This window comes from Streptomyces sp. NPDC053431, assembly GCF_044544925.1.
Taxonomy (GTDB): Bacteria; Actinomycetota; Actinomycetes; order Streptomycetales; family Streptomycetaceae; genus Streptomyces.
Genome location: NZ_JBITXX010000007.1, coordinates 194843 through 212681 on the forward strand (window position 1 = coordinate 194843; position 17839 = coordinate 212681).

16 protein-coding genes are annotated in these 17839 nt (G+C 73.1%); 10 read left to right on the forward strand and 6 right to left on the reverse strand.

What is annotated here, in order from left to right; genetic code table 11:
• Nucleotides 1–98: 98 nt before the first annotated feature.
• Nucleotides 99–1187 carry a redox-regulated ATPase YchF gene (ychF, locus tag ACIGXE_RS19200; protein ID WP_399748841.1) on the reverse strand — a complete coding sequence of 363 codons (1089 nt, stop codon included), beginning with the start codon at nt 1185–1187 and terminating at the stop codon, nt 99–101.
• Nucleotides 1188–1349: 162 nt separating this feature from the next.
• Between ychF and ACIGXE_RS19205 the strand changes: the two genes are divergently transcribed.
• On the forward strand, nt 1350–1973 hold the full coding sequence (locus tag ACIGXE_RS19205; protein ID WP_399748843.1) for a DUF6542 domain-containing protein: 624 nt from the start codon (nt 1350–1352) through the stop codon (nt 1971–1973).
• Nucleotides 1974–1987: 14 nt separating this feature from the next.
• Here ACIGXE_RS19205 and ppgK read toward each other — a convergent pair whose 3' ends face one another.
• Together ppgK and ACIGXE_RS19215 are read right to left on the reverse strand one after the other, a co-directional pair.
• The gene (gene ppgK / locus ACIGXE_RS19210) at nt 1988–2758 is read right to left on the reverse strand and encodes a polyphosphate--glucose phosphotransferase (protein WP_399748845.1); all 771 of its coding nucleotides are present in this window, start codon (nt 2756–2758) and stop codon (nt 1988–1990) included.
• A gap of 78 nt (nt 2759–2836) precedes the next feature.
• Complete coding sequence (locus tag ACIGXE_RS19215; RefSeq protein ID WP_399748847.1) at nt 2837–3829, reverse strand: 4-hydroxy-3-methylbut-2-enyl diphosphate reductase; 993 nt, start codon at nt 3827–3829, stop codon at nt 2837–2839.
• Nucleotides 3830–3892: 63 nt separating this feature from the next.
• On the opposite strand from ACIGXE_RS19215, the gene ACIGXE_RS19220 reads away from it, so the two are divergent.
• The 4 genes from ACIGXE_RS19220 (at nt 3893) to ACIGXE_RS19235 (ending at nt 7683) form a co-directional block, all read left to right on the forward strand.
• Nucleotides 3893–5245, forward strand: coding sequence for an APC family permease (locus ACIGXE_RS19220; protein ID WP_399748849.1), 1353 nt, complete (start codon nt 3893–3895; stop codon nt 5243–5245).
• A 54-nt stretch (nt 5246–5299) separates the two neighbouring features.
• Complete coding sequence (xseA, locus tag ACIGXE_RS19225) at nt 5300–6517, forward strand: exodeoxyribonuclease VII large subunit (RefSeq protein WP_399748851.1); 1218 nt, start codon at nt 5300–5302, stop codon at nt 6515–6517.
• Between the two features lie 103 nt (nt 6518–6620).
• Nucleotides 6621–6860, forward strand: a complete 240-nt coding sequence (locus tag ACIGXE_RS19230) for an exodeoxyribonuclease VII small subunit (protein ID WP_399748853.1) — start codon at nt 6621–6623, stop codon at nt 6858–6860.
• Between the two features lie 232 nt (nt 6861–7092).
• Nucleotides 7093–7683, forward strand: coding sequence for a malonic semialdehyde reductase (locus tag ACIGXE_RS19235; protein ID WP_399748855.1), 591 nt, complete (start codon nt 7093–7095; stop codon nt 7681–7683).
• A 131-nt stretch (nt 7684–7814) separates the two neighbouring features.
• Here the strand turns inward: ACIGXE_RS19235 and ACIGXE_RS19240 are convergent, their stop codons facing one another.
• Nucleotides 7815–8348 (reverse strand): DUF4245 domain-containing protein, encoded by a 534-nt coding sequence (locus ACIGXE_RS19240; RefSeq protein ID WP_399748857.1) that lies wholly within the window; start codon nt 8346–8348, stop codon nt 7815–7817.
• 128 nt (nt 8349–8476) lie between these two features.
• On the opposite strand from ACIGXE_RS19240, the gene glpX reads away from it, so the two are divergent.
• Nucleotides 8477–9511 (forward strand): class II fructose-bisphosphatase, encoded by a 1035-nt coding sequence (glpX, locus tag ACIGXE_RS19245; protein WP_399748859.1) that lies wholly within the window; start codon nt 8477–8479, stop codon nt 9509–9511.
• An 84-nt stretch (nt 9512–9595) separates the two neighbouring features.
• Here glpX and ACIGXE_RS19250 read toward each other — a convergent pair whose 3' ends face one another.
• Nucleotides 9596–9970, reverse strand: coding sequence for a WhiB family transcriptional regulator (locus ACIGXE_RS19250; protein WP_399749096.1), 375 nt, complete (start codon nt 9968–9970; stop codon nt 9596–9598).
• A 157-nt stretch (nt 9971–10127) separates the two neighbouring features.
• Nucleotides 10128–10817 (reverse strand): DUF1707 domain-containing protein, encoded by a 690-nt coding sequence (locus ACIGXE_RS19255; protein WP_399748861.1) that lies wholly within the window; start codon nt 10815–10817, stop codon nt 10128–10130.
• Nucleotides 10818–11035: 218 nt separating this feature from the next.
• Here ACIGXE_RS19255 and ACIGXE_RS19260 point away from each other — a divergent pair, with 218 nt between their 5' ends.
• From ACIGXE_RS19260 to ACIGXE_RS19275, 4 genes are all read left to right on the forward strand, one after another.
• Nucleotides 11036–12703 (forward strand): fumarate hydratase, encoded by a 1668-nt coding sequence (locus tag ACIGXE_RS19260; protein WP_399748863.1) that lies wholly within the window; start codon nt 11036–11038, stop codon nt 12701–12703.
• A 101-nt stretch (nt 12704–12804) separates the two neighbouring features.
• Nucleotides 12805–15570 (forward strand): AAA family ATPase, encoded by a 2766-nt coding sequence (locus tag ACIGXE_RS19265; RefSeq protein ID WP_399748864.1) that lies wholly within the window; start codon nt 12805–12807, stop codon nt 15568–15570.
• 278 nt (nt 15571–15848) lie between these two features.
• On the forward strand, nt 15849–16721 hold the full coding sequence (locus tag ACIGXE_RS19270; RefSeq protein WP_399748866.1) for an NAD-dependent epimerase/dehydratase family protein: 873 nt from the start codon (nt 15849–15851) through the stop codon (nt 16719–16721).
• On the forward strand, nt 16714–17532 hold the full coding sequence (locus ACIGXE_RS19275; RefSeq protein WP_399748868.1) for an MBL fold metallo-hydrolase: 819 nt from the start codon (nt 16714–16716) through the stop codon (nt 17530–17532). The genes ACIGXE_RS19270 and ACIGXE_RS19275 overlap by 8 nt, the downstream gene beginning before the upstream one ends.
• Nucleotides 17533–17839: the final 307 nt, after the last annotated feature.

Consider the following 17839-nt stretch of genomic DNA (forward strand, 5'->3'; position numbering starts at 1 on the left):
CCGCCTGTGGCGCAGCGGCGTAGCCGCTCCCCCGCGTGCGGACAGCAAAGGCCGCCCAACCCGCTCCGCGCAGGTCAGACGGCCCTTCGCCGGACGTGTCACACGTTGAAGCGGAACTCCACCACGTCCCCGTCCTGCATCACGTACTCCTTGCCCTCCATGCGGGCCTTGCCCTTGGCGCGGGCGTCCGCGACCGAGCCCGTTTCGACGAGGTCGGCGAAGGAGATGACCTCGGCCTTGATGAAGCCCTTCTGGAAATCGGTGTGGATCACACCGGCCGCCTCGGGGGCCGTGGCGCCCTTCTTGATGGTCCAGGCGCGGGACTCCTTGGGGCCGGCCGTCAGGTAGGTCTGGAGGCCGAGGGTGTCGAAGCCGACGCGGGCGAGGGTCGCGAGGCCGGGCTCCTCGGCGCCGACGGACTGGAGGAGCTCCATGGCGTCCTCCTCGTCGAGCTCGGCGAGGTCGGCCTCCAGCTTGGCGTTGAGGAAGATCGCCTCGGCCGGGGCGACCAGGGCGCGCTGCTCGTCCTTGAAGGCGTCGTCCGTCAGCTCGTCCTCGTCCACGTTGAAGACGTAGAGGAACGGCTTGGTGGTGAGCAGGTGGAGGTCGTGGAGGAGCTCCGCCTTCTCCGAGCCCTGGACGATGCCCTGCGAGAAGAGGGTGTCGCCCTTCTCCAGGATCGCCTGGGCGGCCTCGACGGCGGCGACCTTGGGCGCCACGTCCTTCTTGATCCGGGACTCCTTCTGGAGCCGCGGCAGGACCTTCTCGATGGTCTGGAGGTCGGCGAGGATCAGCTCGGTGTTGATCGTCTCGATGTCGTCCTTGGGCGAGACCTTGCCGTCGACGTGCACGACGTTCTCGTCCTTGAAGGCACGGATGACCTGGCAGATCGCGTCCGACTCGCGGATGTTCGCCAGGAACTTGTTGCCGAGGCCCTCGCCCTCGCTCGCGCCGCGGACGATGCCGGCGATGTCGACGAAGTCGACCGTGGCCGGGAGGATGCGCTGCGAACCGAAGATCTCCGCCAGCTTGGTGAGGCGGGCGTCCGGGACGCCGACGACGCCGACGTTGGGCTCGATCGTGGCGAACGGGTAGTTGGCCGCCAGCACGTCGTTCTTGGTCAGGGCGTTGAACAGGGTCGACTTGCCGACGTTCGGCAGGCCGACGATTCCGATCGTGAGCGACACGGTGGCGACTTCCCTAGGAGGAGTGGAGGTGGGGCGATCCCCCAGTTTACGGGGGCACCCGACCGGCCCCGACCGGTCGAAGACACCCCTCTTCCCGCCAAGGTCACCCAAAGGGCGTGTCCCGCACCGGGTTCCCGGCCGGTTCCGACCTACGTTGGTGGTGTGGAGCAGCACAGGACACGCAAGCCGCAGCCCCGCCGTCCCGCCGCGGGCCGGCCGCAGGCCCCTCTGACGCCGCCCGGCGCCCTGGTGGAGGGCGCCGCGGTCTACCGCGTCGCCGCCCGGCCGCGCCCGGGCCGGCCCCGCGTCGAGCGCCCCGCGCCGCCCGTGGTGGTGGCGCTGCGCAGGCTGCCCAATCCCCGGCTGACCGGGCTGGGCGCCGGGCTGTTCGCCTCGGCCGTCATGCTGGCGATCGGCTTCCTCGACTGGCTGCTGTTCGACGGCTCCCCGGTGGTCTTCGGGCTGCTCTTCCTGCCGGTCAGCGCCCTGACCGCGCTCTGGGTGCGGACCGCCGACCTGGTCACGGCGCCCATCTCCGTGCCGATCGCCTTCGCCGTGGGCGTCTTCCCGATCTCCGGCGGTACGGGCGGGGTGGGCGGTCAGGCCATGGCCCTCGTCACCGCCCTCGCCGTCCACGCCGGCTGGCTGTACGGCGGCACCCTCGTCGCCGGTCTCATCGCCAGCGTCCGGAAGGTGCGCGACATGGGGCGGCGCCAGCGGGCCGCCGCCGGCGTCTCCGAGACGCCCGTACGGCCGGTCCGCCGCCCCGCCCCCGAACGCGGATAGCGCCGCCGGCTACCTCACCGCGCCGGTCCCGGCGGCGAGCCCGCGGCGGCCCTCGCCGCCATCGCAGCCCCCACGATCCCGGCGTTGTTCTGCAGCTGCGCCGGCACGATCTCGGCGCTGATGCCCTCGAGCAGCGGCAGGAACCTGTCCGCCTTGCGGCTGACGCCCCCGCCGATGATGAACAGCTCCGGCGAGAACAGCATCTCGACGTGCGCCAGGTACTTGCGCAGCCGCCGGGTCGCCCAGTGCTCCCAGCTCAGCCCCTCGTCCTCGCGCGCCTTCGACGAGGCGCGCTTCTCGGCGTCGTGGCCCTTGAGCTCCAGGTGCCCGAGCTCGGTGTTGGGCAGGAGCGTGCCGTCGACGAAGACGGCCGAGCCGATGCCGGTGCCGAGGGTCAGCAGGATGACCGTTCCCTTCCTGCCCTTGCCCGCGCCGAAGGACATCTCCGCGATGCCCGCCGCGTCGGCGTCGTTCAGGACGGTCACCGGCAGTCCGCCGAGCCGGTCGCCGAGCAGCCGGCCCGCGTCGACGCCGATCCAGCCCTTGTCGACGTTGGCCGCCGTGCGGATGGTGGAGCCGGTCACGACCCCGGGGAAGGTGACGCCGACCGGCCCCGTCCAGCCGAAGTGCTCCACGACCTCGACGACGCACCCCGCGACGTCGTCGGGCGTCGCGGGGTGCGGGGTGAGTACCTTGTGTCGCGGTTCGGCCAGGTCGCCACGGACCAGGTCCACGGGCGCGCCTTTGATGCCCGAGCCGCCGATGTCCACTCCGAAGACGTTCATGGAATCCACGTTACGGGCTGAGGCGCTTCGTCACTCCCCGTACGGCGGGTGGCGTCGCGCCGCGGCCGAGGGCCGGCGTCACTCCTTGCCGAGGGCCTCCGCCACCGCGCGGAGGTCCTTGTTGCGGAGCTCCTTCGGCAGCGAGAAGGTCAGCGACTCGTCGGCCGTCTTGACCAGCTCCACGTCGACGTAGCCGCGCTCGGACAGCCACTCCAGGACCTCCTGGACGAGCACGTCCGGGACCGAGGCGCCGGAGGAGAGGCCGACGCTGGTGACGCCCTCCAGCCAGCTCTCGTCGATCTCGCTGGCGAAGTCGACGAGGTACGCGGCGGGGGCGCCGGCCTGCTTGGCGACGTCGACCATGCGCTGCGAGTTCGAGGAGTTCTTGGAGCCGACGACGATGACCAGCTCGGCCTGCGTGGCGAGCTCCTTGATCGCGGTCTGGCGGTTCTGCGTGGCGTAGCAGATGTCGTCCGACGGCGGGGAGATCAGCTGCGGGAACTTCTCCTTGAGCGCGTCCACCGTCTCCATGGTCTCGTCGACCGAGAGCGTGGTCTGGGAGAGCCAGACGACCTTGGACGGGTCGCGGACCTCGACCTTGGCGACGTCCTCGGGGCCGTCGACGAGCTGGATGTGGTCGGGGGCCTCGCCGGAGGTGCCGATGACCTCCTCGTGGCCCTCGTGGCCGATGAGGAGGATGTCGAAGTCCTCGTTGGCGAAGCGCACGGCCTCCTTGTGGACCTTGGTGACCAGCGGGCACGTCGCGTCGATCGTCGCGAGCCGGCCCTGGCGGGCCTCCTCGTGGACGGTCGGGGCGACGCCGTGCGCGGAGAACATCACGATGTTGCCCGGCGGCACCTCGGTGGCCTGGTCGACGAAGATCGCGCCCTTCCGCTCCAGGGTCTGCACGACGTACTTGTTGTGCACGATCTCGTGGCGGACGTAGATGGGGGCCCCGTACTGCTCCAGGGCCTTCTCCACGGCGATCACGGCACGGTCCACGCCCGCGCAGTAGCCGCGGGGAGCGGCGAGCAGGACACGCTTCGGGCTGTTCGCGGGCGTTGCAGTCATGGTCACCATCGTAAGGCCGCGTCGGTGGGCGGTTTCGTCACCGTCGTGGCCGAGACTGACGCCATGGCTGAGGATGCGCGGGCGGCGGAGGCGGACCACGAGGGGCTGCGACGGAATCTCGGCTTCCGGGACCTGGTCGTCTACGGCCTCCTGTTCATCGCCCCCATGGCACCGGTCGGCGTGTACGGCACGCTCGACGCCAAGTCGCACGGCGCGGTCGCACTCGTGTACGTCGTGGCGACGGTGGCCATGGCGTTCACCGCGTTCAGCTACGCGCAGATGGTGCGGGTCGCCCCGCGGGCCGGCTCCGTGTTCACGTACGCGCGCACGGCGCTCGGCGAGGGGCCCGGGTTCGTCGCCGGCTGGATGGCGATGCTCGACTACCTCCTGATCCCGGCCGTCGCGTACCTCTTCGCGGGCATCGCCATGGAGGCGCTGGTCCCCGAGGTGCACCGGTGGGTGTGGACGGGGATCGCCGTGGTGGTCACGACGCTGCTCAACCTGTGGGGCGTGCGGGCCGCGGCCCGGGTCGGTTTCGCCGTGCTCGCCATGGAGATCGTGGTCCTGCTCGTCTTCGTGGTGTCCGCGATCGTGGTGCTCGTACGGGACGGGGCGCAGCGCGACTGGTGGTCGCCGCTCGCGGGGGACGCCGGGTTCTCAACGGCCGCGATCGTCGGTGCGGTGTCCGTGGCGGTCCTGTCGTTCCTGGGCTTCGACGCGATCGCCTCGTTCGCGGAGGAGGTGACGGGCGGCTCCGGGAAGGTGGCCCGCGCGCTGCTGTTCTGCCTGGCGCTCGCGGGCGTCCTGTTCGTCGCGCAGACCTGGCTGGTGGCGCTGCTGGAGCCGGTCTCGTCGACGGAGCTGGCGGCGGACCCGGCGCTGCAGGGCTCCGCCTTCTACGACGCGGTCGAGGGCGCCGTCGGCACCTGGCTGCACGACCTGGTGGCCGTCTCGAAGGCGATCGGCGCGGCCTTCGCGGCCCTCGCCGGGCAGGCGGCGGGCGGGCGGCTGCTGTTCGCCATGGGCCGCGAGCACCGCCTCCCGCACCTGCTGGCCCGGACGGACTCGGGGGTGCCCCGGGTGGCGCTGCTCGTGTCGGCGACGGTCACGATGATCGCGGCGGTGTGGGCGGCCCGCAGCGACAACGGCCTCGACCACCTGGTGTCGGTGGTCGACATCGGCGCCCTGACGGCCTTCGTGCTGCTGCACGCGAGCGTGGTGGCCTGGTTCGTGGTGCGCCGCATGGCGGGGCCGCCGCACTGGCTGCGCCACGCGGTGGCGCCGGTGCTCGGCGCGGCCATCCTGATCGCGGTGATCGTGGAGGCCTCCCCCTCGGCCCAGGTGGTGGGCGTGATCTGGCTGGGCATCGGCCTGGTGGTCCTCGCGGTGCAGGGGGCCCGGCGTCCGGAGGCGTGACGGGGCCGCGCACGGCACGCTTCCGCTGTCCGAGCGGGCCGTTACGCTCGGCGCATGGGTCTGAACACGTCAGCCGAAGCGCCGCTGCCGGTCGGTGAGGTCTCCCGGCTCATCGGCGGCTGGATCGACCGGCTCGGGGCGGTGTGGGTCGAGGGGCAGATCACGCAGTTGTCGCGGCGGCCGGGGGCCGGGGTGGTGTTCCTGACGCTGCGGGACCCCTCGTACGACATCTCGATCAACGTCACCTGCTACCGCCAGGTCTTCGACGCCGTCGCCGACGTCGTGTCCGAGGGCGCGCGGGTGGTCGTCCACGCGAAGCCGGAGTGGTACGCGCCGCGCGGGCAGCTGTCGCTGCGGGCGGCGGAGATCCGGCCGGTCGGCATCGGCGAGCTGCTGGCCCGCCTGGAGATGCTGAAGAAGTCGCTGGCCGCCGAGGGTCTCTTCGCGCTCGACCGGAAGCGGCCGCTGCCGTTCCTGCCGCAGCTGATCGGCCTGGTCTGCGGGCGGGCCTCCGCGGCCGAGCGGGACGTCCTGGAGAACGCGCGCCGGCGCTGGCCCGCCGTCCGCTTCGAGGTGCGGAACGTGGCCGTGCAGGGCGTGCGGGCGGTGCCGCAGGTGATCCAGGCGGTGAAGGAGCTGGACGCGCACGAGGACGTGGACGTGATCGTCGTGGCCCGGGGCGGCGGCAGCGTCGAGGACCTGCTGCCGTTCTCGGACGAGCAGCTGATCCGGGCCGTCGCCGACTGCCGTACGCCGGTGGTGTCGGCGATCGGCCACGAGCCGGACTCCCCGCTGCTGGACCTGGTCGCGGATCTGCGGGCGTCGACGCCGACGGACGCCGCCAAGAAGGTGGTCCCGGACGTCGGCGAGGAGCTGGAGCGGGTGCGCGGCCTGCGGGACCGGGCGCTGCGCTGCGTGCGAGGGCTGATCGAGCGCGAGGAGCGGGGTCTGGCGCACGCGCTGGCCCGTCCGGTGATGGAGCACCCGCAGCGGATGGTCGAGGTGCGCGAGGACGAGCTGGACGCGCTGCTGGCCCGCAGCCGTCGGACCCTCGGGCATCTGCTCGACCGGGCGGACTCGGAGCTGTCGCACACCCGGGCGCGGGTCCGGGCGCTGTCGCCCGCGGCCACGATGGAGCGGGGGTACGCGGTGCTCCAGCGGGCGGACGGCGCGGTGGTGCGGGACCCGGCGGAGGTCGCGGTCGACGAGGAGCTGCGGGCCCGGGTGGCGGCGGGCGAGTTCACGGTGCGCCGCGCGGCCGACCCGGCCTGAGCGGCGCGCATCTTCCGCGGGCCGCGCGGAAAGCCGGTCGAGGACGCCGGTCCGGACGAGACGTTCCGGCACACATCCCTGAACACATTCCAAGGAGAGACGCATGGCCACGGGTACGGAGCAGGGCGCGCTCGGCTACGAGCAGGCGCGCGACGAGCTGATCGAGGTCGTCCGGCGCCTTGAGGCGGGCGGTACGACGCTGGAGGAGTCGCTGGCGCTGTGGGAGCGCGGCGAGGAGCTGGCCAAGGTGTGCCGGCACTGGCTCGAAGGGGCGCGGGCCCGCCTGGACGCCTCCCTGGCGGCCGAGCGCGCCGACGAGGGGGCGGCCGGGGACGACGAGTGACCGGGTCGACGAGCGACCGGGTCGACGAGCGACGGGGACGGCGACTGACCGGGGGCGACGAGGGGCCCAGGAGGACGAACTCCCGGGCCGGCCGGGCTCGCGTACACTGAATCCTGTGAACCGGATCACTATCCGGTTTGGATAGTTGAAACTTCACCTACTCCGGGCGTACTGTCGTGACATCGCTCGATCCCCCCGACGAGCGACCCCCGCAGTCCGGAAGGTACGCAGCATGTCTCTCGCCCTTGACCCCGCCGCCCAGGACCTCCTCTTCCGTGAGGCCCGCACGGCCAACACGTTCACCGACGAGCCGGTGACCGACGAGCAGGTCCAGGCGATCTACGACCTGGTCAAGTACGGCCCGACCGCCTTCAACCAGACCCCGCTGCGCATCACGCTGGTCCGCTCCCCCGAGGCCCGCGAGCGCCTCGTCGCGCACATGGCCGAGGGCAACCAGGCCAAGACCAAGGCCGCCCCGCTGGTCGCGATCCTCTCCGCGGACAACGAGTTCCACGAGGAGCTGCCGGCCCTGCTCCCGCACTTCCCGCAGGCCAAGGACATGTTCTTCGCCGAGCGCCCGGTCCGCGAGCAGTCCGCCCTGCTGAACGCCGCCCTCCAGGCCGCGTACTTCATCGTCGGCGTCCGCGCCGCCGGCCTGGCCGCCGGCCCGATGACGGGCATGGACTTCGCCGGCCTCCAGAAGGAGTTCCTGGACGACGACCACACCCCGCTGATGGTCGTCAACATCGGCAAGCCGGGCGACGACGCCTGGTTCCCGCGCTCCCCCCGACTGGCCTACGACGAGGTCGTCACCACCGTCTGATGACGTGAGCGCAGCGGAAAGGGCCCCTGGTGCATCGCACCAGGGGCCCTTTCCCGTCTCCGCGGACCGGGCGCCGTCAGGCCTTCTTCGCGGACCGGGCGCCGTCAGGCCTTCTTGGCGGACGGGCGCGGTCAGGCCTTCTTCGCCTGCAGAGCGCCCGCCATCTGGGCGAGCCGCTCGAACGAGGCCGTGCCGGCCACCACGGTCGTCGCACCGCCCTCGGTGCGCACCAGGGCGTCGTACCTGGGGCCCTCCCAGCGCTGCCAGACCTGACCGCCGACGGTCTCGGTCTTGCCCGAGTTCTTGGCCTGCAGGGTGACCTTGGGGACGTACTTCGCGGGGTCCTCCGTGGACTGGTTGACCGCCACGTACTGGGCGTCCGGGTCCAGGAAGCCGAGGCGCCAGGCGTCGTGGTCCTCGCGCCTGTACGAGACGACCGTCGCCTTCCAGTCCGCGCCGAGGCCCTCGGGGGCCGCCACCGGGTAGGGCGCCGCCCGCTGCGCCGTCGCCAGCTCCACCCGGTAGTCCTTGGCCTCGACCGGGGTCGCCTTCTCGTCGTGCGGGACGAAGTAATACATCACGCCCGCGGCGACCATGATCACCGCGAGGGACTGGAACATCCCGCGTACCGTCTGCCTGCCTCGCATACCTGCCACGCCCCCCATGGTCGCATCATGGTGTTGTGCTCATACGTGGGCCCCTCTGCTCAATTTGTCGACCTGACGATAGAGTCACAGCACCCTCTCGTTTTCCGGCCGTCGCCGTCCGTCGCCGCATAGAAAGGTGCGCTCCGATGACCGAGCACCACCACCTGCCGCCCGAGCTGGAGGTCTCCCCCGAGGCCCCCGACCGCAACCTCGCCCTCGAGCTGGTCCGCGTGACCGAGGCCGCCGCGATGGCCGCGGGCCGCTGGGTCGGCCGCGGCGACAAGATCGGCGCGGACGGCGCGGCGGTGAACGCCATGCGCACCCTGATCTCCACCGTCTCGATGAACGGCGTCGTCGTCATCGGCGAGGGCGAGAAGGACGAGGCGCCGATGCTCTTCAACGGGGAGCGGGTCGGCGACGGCACCGGTGCCGAGGTCGACATCGCCGTCGACCCGATCGACGGCACCACCCTCAACGCCAAGGGCATGCCGAACGCGATCGCCGTCCTCGCCGCCACCGACCGCGGCGCCATGTTCGACCCGTCCGCGGTCTTCTACATGGACAAGCTGGTCACCGGCCCCGAGGCCGCCGACTTCGTCGACATCAACGCGCCCGTCTCGGTCAACATCCGCCGGGTCGCCAAGGCCAAGGGCATGACGGCCGAGGACGTCACCGTGGTCATCCTGGACCGCCCCCGCCACGAGGGCATCGTCAAGGAGATCCGCGAGACCGGCGCCCGCATCAAGTTCATCTCCGACGGCGACGTGGCCGGCTCCATCATGGCCGCCCGCGAGGGCACCGGCGTCGACCTGCTCATGGGCATCGGCGGCACGCCCGAGGGCATCATCTCGGCCTGCGCCATAAAGTGCCTGGGCGGTGTGATCCAGGGCAAGCTGTGGCCGAAGGACGAGGCCGAGCGCCAGAAGGCCCTCGACGCCGGTCACGACCTCGACCGCGTGCTCACCACCAACGACCTGGTCGGCGGCGACAACGTCTTCTTCGTCGCCACCGGCATCACCGACGGCGAGCTGCTGCGCGGCGTGCGCTACCGCTCCGAGACGGCGACGACGCAGTCCCTGGTCATGCGCTCGAAGTCCGGCACGATCCGGCAGATCGACTCCACCCACCGGCTGTCGAAGCTGCGCGCGTACAGCGCGATCGACTTCGACCGCGCGAAGTAGCCGCGGACGTCACGACGGGTACGAAGAGGGGCGCCCCCATGTGCGGTGGGGGCGCCCCTTCCCGTACGGGCGGCGGAGGACCCGTCAGCCGGCCTTGGCGATCCGCTCGGCCGCGGCGGCCTTGCGGAGCTCGACGTCGCGACGGCGGCGCCGGGCGAGGACGACCCGGCGCTCGGCGGCGGTGAGCCCGCCCCACACCCCGTACGGCTCGGGCTGGAGCAGCGCGTGCTCCCGGCACTCGACCATCACGGGGCAGCGGGCGCAGACCCGCTTGGCGGCCTCCTCGCGGGCCAGCCGGGCCGCGGTGGGCTCCTTGGAGGGGGCGAAGAAGAGCCCCGCCTCGTCCCTCCGGCACACCGCCTCCGTGTGCCAGGGGCCGGCCTCGTCCTCCCGAGCGGGGATGCGCTGGGGCGGCACGGCGGCGGCGACCCGAAGGGGCTGATGCGGCGGCGTGTGCAGCACGGTCTACTCCTGACGACGGCTTCCGCGGGCGAGCGAGCGACGATGCCCCAGCCCTACCCGCTGTGCGCGCGCCTATGCACTGCGTGCCGCGGTGTTCCGCGCTCCGGACACCGGACGGCGAATTCCGGTCAACGCGCGGAGCGGAACGCGGGCGTCACTGGCCGAGAGGCTTACGGAACTTGTCCTGAACCCGGTTCTGCAGGTCCGTGATCCACTTGCCGCGCCGGGGCTTGGCCTCCACGTTGCCGAAGACCGCGAAGCCGTTGACGACGACGACCGGGGCCTGCGGGTCGGCGCCCTCCAGCGTCACCACCTCGAAGTTGCCGAGGACGCCCGCGCCGCTGCCGCGCAGCGTGATGTTCTCCGGTACGCGGATCTCGACGTTGCCGAAGATCGACGTCGCGTTGATGGTGGTGAGCCGCTGGGCGAAGATCGCCTCGGTCAGGTCGATCTCGACGCTGCCGAAGAGCGAGAACGCGTTGGTCCTGCGGGCCACCCGCCAGCGTCCCTTGCGGGTCGACGCCGAGAACACCGCGACCAGGTTGTCGGCGGGGCCCTCGGCGTCCTGATCGCCGTGGACCGGGGCCGGCGCGGGCCGGGGGCGGGCGCCGCCGGCCGGCAGGTCCCGCACGATCGGCTCGAGTTCGCCGACCGTCTTCGCCTGGTAGACCGCGTCGATCCGCTGCGCGTGCTCCTCGGCGTCGAGCCGCCCCTCGGCCAGGGCGTCCGCGAGGATGTCCGCGACCCGGTCCCGGTCCGCGTCCGAGGCCCGCAGCGAGCCCGCGGGATCGGCGTAGCCGGGCGCGGGGGCGGGCGGCTGCTGAGGCTGCTTTTCGAGGTCCACGACCTCAGCGTAGCGAAACGCGATAGATCGCGACCAGGGGGAACACCGTGTCGGTGGACGACGCCCGGCGCCGCACCGGAAACACGCCGTTCCGGCGCGGTCCCCGCGTCCAGTGAGCCTTACCTCACAGAAGCGCCGGCGCCCCCGCGTCTTACGCTGGAGGGCGCGCCGCCAACGGAGGCGGCGCTGCTGTCGCCGAGTGAGGAATGGCTGCCCCGATGCCAGAGTTTGCGTACTCCGATCTGCTCCCCCTGGGAGAGGACACCACGCCCTATCGCCTGGTGACCTCCGAAGGCGTCTCCACCTTCGAGGCCGACGGCCGTACGTTCCTCAAGGTCGAGCCGGAGGCGCTGCGCAAGCTGGCCGCCGAGGCGATCCACGACATCCAGCACTACCTGCGCCCGGCGCACCTGGCCCAGCTGCGGAAGATCATCGACGACCCGGAGGCGTCGAGCAACGACAAGTTCGTCGCGCTCGACCTCCTGAAGAACGCGAACATCGCCGCCGCGGGCGTCCTGCCCATGTGCCAGGACACCGGCACCGCGATCGTCATGGGCAAGCGCGGCCAGAACGTGCTCACCTCCGGCCGTGACGAGGAGGCCCTGTCCAAGGGCATCTACGACGCCTACACCAAGCTCAACCTGCGCTACTCGCAGATGGCCCCGGTGACCATGTGGGAGGAGAAGAACACCGGCTCGAACCTGCCCGCGCAGATCGAGCTGTACGCGACCGACGGCGGCTCGTACAAGTTCCTCTTCATGGCCAAGGGCGGCGGCTCCGCCAACAAGTCGTTCCTCTACCAGGAGACCAAGGCGGTCCTGAACGAGGCCTCCATGATGAAGTTCCTGGAGGAGAAGATCCGCTCGCTCGGCACGGCGGCCTGCCCGCCGTACCACCTGGCGATCGTCGTCGGCGGCACCAGCGCCGAGTTCGCGCTCAAGACCGCCAAGTACGCCTCCGCGCACTACCTGGACGAGCTGCCCACCGAGGGCTCCGCCGAGACCGGCCACGGCTTCCGCGACAAGGAGCTGGAGGAGAAGGTCTTCGAGCTCACCCAGAAGATCGGCATCGGCGCGCAGTTCGGCGGCAAGTACTTCTGCCACGACGTGCGCGTGGTCCGCCTCCCCCGGCACGGTGCCTCGCTGCCCGTCGCGATCGCCGTGTCCTGCTCGGCCGACCGCCAGGCCGTCGCGAAGATCACCGCCGAGGGCGTCTTCCTGGAGCAGCTGGAGACCGACCCGGCGCGCTTCCTGCCGGAGACCACGGACGAGCAGCTCGACGAGTCGGGCGACGTCGTGCGGATCGACCTCAACCAGCCCATGGACGAGATCCTGGCCGAGCTCACCAAGTACCCGGTCAAGACCCGCCTCTCGCTGACCGGCCCGCTGGTCGTGGCGCGCGACATCGCGCACGCCAAGATCAAGGAGCGCCTGGACGCCGGCGAGGAGATGCCGCAGTACCTGAAGGACCACCCGGTCTACTACGCGGGCCCGGCCAAGACCCCCGAGGGTTACGCCTCCGGCTCCTTCGGCCCGACCACGGCCGGCCGCATGGACAGCTACGTCGAGCAGTTCCAGGCCGCGGGCGGCTCGAAGGTCATGCTGGCCAAGGGCAACCGCTCGAAGCAGGTCACGGAAGCGTGCGGCACGCACGGCGGCTTCTACCTGGGCTCGATCGGCGGCCCGGCGGCGCGCCTCGCGCAGGACTGCATCAAGAAGGTCGAGGTCGTCGAGTACGAGGAGCTCGGCATGGAGGCGGTCTGGAAGATCGAGGTCGAGGACTTCCCGGCGTTCGTCGTGGTGGACGACAAGGGCAACGACTTCTTCCAGAACCCGGCCCCCGAGCCGACGTTCACCCACATCCCGGTGCGCGGCCCCGGTCTCTGAGGCCCACCTGGCGACAGGCCCCCGGCACGTGCCGGGGGCCTGTCGTCGTTCCACGGGTGTTGCATGATCGTCACGACGTCCGGGTGATGGGGGGAACACCGATGGGTGACGCGAATCTGAGCGGGCGGGAGCGGGAACGGGGCTTCCTGGCCGAGCTGCTGGCGCGGGCCGCCGACTGCCGGGGCGGGGCCGTGGTGCTGCGGGGCGAGGCCGGGTCGGGCAAGACGGCGCTGCTCGAACACGTCGCGGAACGGGCGGACGGGGTCACGCTGCTGCGCTGCTCCGGGGTCGAGTCGGAGGCGGCGCTGCCGTACGCCGGTCTGCAGGTGCTGCTGTCCGGCACGCTGGAACGGGCCCGCGGCCTGCCGGAGCGTCAGCTGCGGGCCCTGCGCGGGGTGATCGAGCTGGACGGGGCGCCGGGCGGCGACCCGTTCCTGATGGGTGCGGCCACCCTGGGCCTGCTCGGGGAGCTGGCCGAGGAGCGGCCGGTGGTGGTCCTGGTCGACGACGCGCACTGGCTGGACCTGGAGACCGTGGACGCGCTGCTGTTCGCGGCCCGCCGGCTCGGTGTGGGGCGGGTGGCCATGGTCTTCGCCGCGCGCGAGGGCTCGGCGGCCTTCGACGGCGCCCCGGGCCTGCCGGTGCTGGATCTCGGGCCGTTGACCGACGAGGAGGGCGCGGCTCTGCTCGCCGGGCGCGCGCCCGATCTGGACGCGGCCGTGAGCAGCCGGATCCGCGGACTGGCGCAGGGCAATCCGCTGGCGCTGGTGGAGTTGGCCGGGGCGCTGACGGCGGCACAGCGGGACGGGAGCGAGCCGCTGGACGCGCGGGAGATCGCGGTGCTGCCGGCCTCCTGGCGGGTGCGGCGGATCTTCGACCAGCGGATCCGGGCGCTGCCGGCGCCGACCCGCCGGCTGCTCACCGTCGCCGCGGCCGACGACACGGGGGACGTGGCGCTGGTGGTGGCGGCGGGGGAACGGACGGGCGCGGAGGCCGGGGACCTCGGGCCGGCGGAGGCGGCGGATCTGGTGCGGGTGTCCGGGCGGCGGCTCGTCTTCCGGCATCCGCTGGTGCGGGCAGCGGCGTACCAGGGGGCGGTGCTGGCCGAGCGGACGGCCGCGCACCGGGCGCTGGCCGAAGCGGCGCCCGCGGGCGGGGACATGGGCCGCCGGGCCTGGCACCTGGCGGCGGCGACCGTCGGCTACGACGAGGAGGTGGCGGCCGAACTGGAGCGCAGCGCCGAGTTGTTCCGCTCGCGCGGCGGGCGGGCGGCGGTCGCCGCGGCCTATCGGCGGGCGGCGCGGCTGACGGAGGACCCGGAGGCCCGCTCGCTGCGGCTGGCCGCCGCGGCGGCGGCCGCGGCCGAGGCCGGGCAGGTGGAGCTCGCGGGCACGCTCGCCGACGAGGCGGGACCGGTGCGCAGTCCGCAGGCCGTGGCCCGGCTGGCGAGCGTGCGGGCGGCACTGGAGCACAGCCGGGGCCGCGCGGAGTCGGCGCGGCTGCTGCTCGTCGAGGCGACCCGTGAGGTGACGGCGCACCGGCCGGCCACGGGTGCGTGGCTGCTGTTCGAGGCGGCCGCGATGGCGTGGGACGCGCCGGACCCGGTCGCGGCGGCGCGGGACACCCGGGCGCGGCTCGCCGGTCTGGACTTCGGCGACTGTCCCGTGCACCGGGGCGCGAGCGGGGTGCTCGACACGCTGGCGGGTGACGCGGTGGGCGGGGCGGCGGCGATCCGGGAGTTCGCCGGCTACGTCGTACGGACCCGGCACGAGCGCATTCTGGCCGATCAGGTGCGGCTGCACGGCTGGGACATGCTGCTCGGCGAGTACCGCACGGTGCACGACGAGGCCGTGGCGCTGGAGCAGGAGTGCCGGGCCGAGGGGGCCGTCGGGGTGCTGCCGCGGGTGCTGCTGCGGCTGGCGCGGCTCCGGCTGTTCCTGGGCCGGCACCGGGACGCGTACACGACGGCGGTCGAGGGTCTGGAGATCGCCCGTGACACCGGTCAGCGCCATCTCGCCTCGATGCTGACCGGCGTCCTGTCCGCGCTCGCCGCGCTGGACGGTGACGAGGCGGGCGTGGCGGAGCCGTGCGGCGCGGCCGAGCAACCCGGCCGGGCCGGCGGAGAGCTCTGCTCCGGTGTCGCGCCGCATCCGCTGTGGGTGACGCGGTCACGGGGCCTGCTGGAACTCGGGCTCGGCCGTTACGAGGCCGCGCTGCAGCAGTTCGCGGTGCTGACCGCCGGGCCGTTCCGGCATCTGATGGTCTCCGTGCACAGCCTGCCCGACCAGGTGGAGGCGGCCGTGCGGCTCGGCCGGGCCGCCGACGTGGGCGCGCAGGCCGAGTGGTTCGCGCGGTGGGCGCGGGCCACCGGGACGCCGTGGGCCGCGGCCGTGGAGCTGCGCTGCCGCGCCCTGCTCGCCTGTGACGGGGCGGCGGAGGAGTGGTACGCGCGGGCGCTCGCCGCGCACGAGCAGGACGGCCGCCCGTTCGAGGAGGCGCGGACCCGGCTGCTGTACGGGGAGTGGCTGCGCCGGGCGAAGCGCCGGGGCGCCGCCCGGGAGGCGCTGACCGTGGCGCTGGACGCGTTCGAGCGGACGCAGGCGCGGGCGTGGGCGGACCGCGCCCGGACCGAGCTGCGGGCGCTGGGGGCCGCCCCGGCCCCGTCGGCGGGCGGGCCGGATCTCGCGGGCCGGCTGACGGCGCAGGAGCTGCGGGTGGTCCGGCTGGCGGCGACGGGCCTGAGCAACCGGGACATCGGGGCCCGGCTGTTCCTCAGCCCCCGGACGGTCGGCTACCACCTGTCCAACGCCTACCCGAAGCTCGGCGTGACCTCGCGGGCCGCGCTCGGGGCGCTGGACCTGGGCTGAGGCGCAAGGAGGCCCCGGGGCCCGGGGACCGAGGTGCCCGTACGGGCCTCCGCGCGGCCCTGCCCGTACGTGGCGAGCAGCGCCTGAGCCTCGATCGCCGGGCCCGGGCAGCCGGCCGAGCCCGTGGGCGACCGGGTTCGGACCGGGTCCCGGTGGGCGACCGGGTCGCGGACCCGGTACGGCATCCAGGTCATCTGACGGATCCGCGCCGGCCGGCCGCGTTCGTACGGTTCTTCTCGTTCGACGAGCGACCGGCGGACGGCCGGAGGGGAGAGGGCATGAGGGTTCTGGTGCTGGGCGCGACCGGCTACATAGGTTCCGCGGTGGTGGCGCGGCTGACGCTGGAGGGCCACGACGTGGTCCCGCTGGTGAAGGACGCGGCCGCGTGGGATCCCGGCCTGCCGGTCCGGGTGGGTGATCTGACGGATCCGGAGTCGCTGCGCGCGGCCGTCACGGACGACGTGGACGCGGTGGTGAACCTGGCGACGCCGACCGGTGACGAGGCCGTGGACGCGGCCGCGCTCGACGCGCTGCTCGCGCCGCTGCGCGGCACCGGCCGGGCGTTCGTCTACACGAGCGGCGTCTGGGTGCTGGGCGCCACCGAGGACACGCCGGTGGACGAGTACGCGGCGACCGACCCGATCGCCATCGTCGGCTACCGGCCGCGGATCGAGGAGCGGGTGCTGGCCGCGGCCTGGGAGAACGTCCGCGCGGTCGTGGTGCGCCCCGGCATCGTGTACGGCCGCGAGGGCGGCATCCCGGGGATGATGACCGGCTGGGCCAAGGAGCACGGCACGGGCCGGTACGTGGGCTCGGCGGCGACCCGCTGGCCGATGGTGCACGTGGACGACCTGGCCGAGCTGTACGCCCTGGTGCTGGCCCAGGCCGAGGCGGGCTCGGTGCTGCACGGCGTGGCGCACGAGGCCGTGCCGGTCGCAGCGGTCGCGGCAGCGGCGGACCTCGCCGCCGGCGGCACCGGACGGGCCGAGCCGTGGCCCGTGGAGGGGGCCGCGGAGGCGCTCGGGGCCCCGTTCGCGGAGGCGCTCGCGCTGCACCAGGTGGTGTCCGGGCGGCGTGCCGTCGAGGTGCTCGGCTGGCGCCCGAGCCGCCCGTACGTCCTCACCGAGCTCGCCGGGGGCACCCGTGGCTGACTCCGGCATCCCGACGCCCCCGATCTGCCGCACCTGCGGCACCCAGTACGCCGAGCCGCGCCCGGACTGTCCCGTCTGTCTCGACGAGCGGCAGTACGTGGGCCGGGACGGCCAGCGGTGGACGACCCTGGAGGAGCTGCGCGAGGAAGGGCAGACCGGCCGCTTCGAGGAGGAGGGGCCCGACGTGCTCGGCGTCGGCTGCACGCCGGGCTTCGCGATCGGGCAGCGTGCGCTGCTGCTGCGCACCTCCGCCGGGAACGTGCTGTGGGACTGCGTGCCGTACCTGGACGACGCGATGGTGCGAGCGGTCGAGGAGCTCGGCGGCATCGACCACATCGCGATCAGCCATCCGCACTTCTACTCGACGATGGTGGAGTGGGCGCACGCCTTCGACGCGCCCGTCCATCTGCACGAGGCCGACCGGCGGTGGGTCGGCCGGCCCGATCCTGCGCTGAAGTTCTGGAGCGGCCGCACGCACCGGCTGAGCGACGAGCTGACCCTGATCAACCCGGGCATCCACTTCCCCGGCAGCGCCGTGCTCCACTGGAGCGCGGGCCAGGGCGCGCTGTTCACCGGCGACGTGGTCAACGTCTGCCCGGACGCGCGCTGGGTGACCGTCATGTACAGCTACGCGAACCACATTCCCGAGCGTCCGCAGGCCGTCCGCGCCGCCGCGGACCTGCTGGGCGGCTACCGCTTCGAGCGCATCTACGGCGCCTGGTGGAACCGGGTGGTGACCTCGGGGGGCAACGAGGTCCTGGCCCGCTCCGTCGAACGCTATCTGCGTTTCGAGGAGGGGCTCGTCGGCTGACCGACGGCCCCCGGCCGCGAGGCCCACGGCCGGGGGCCTCGCGGCCACAGCCGAACCGTCGTCCGAGCCACGGCCCGCCCGTGACCCGGTCCCACGGCCGGCCCCGTCGCCCGGGCCACGGCCGGCCCGTCCGCCCGCGACAACGGCCCGCCCCTCCGGCGTGCCACGACCCGCCCCCGGCCTTTCCCGGCCGGGGGCGGCCTCGTTCGGCCGAGGCCGACGCCGGCGCCCTCCCCGCGGCGGCTTCGTCGATCTCCGCTCAGATTTTCGCTACCGACTGGTAGCCCTCTGGTCCCCTACTGGCCAG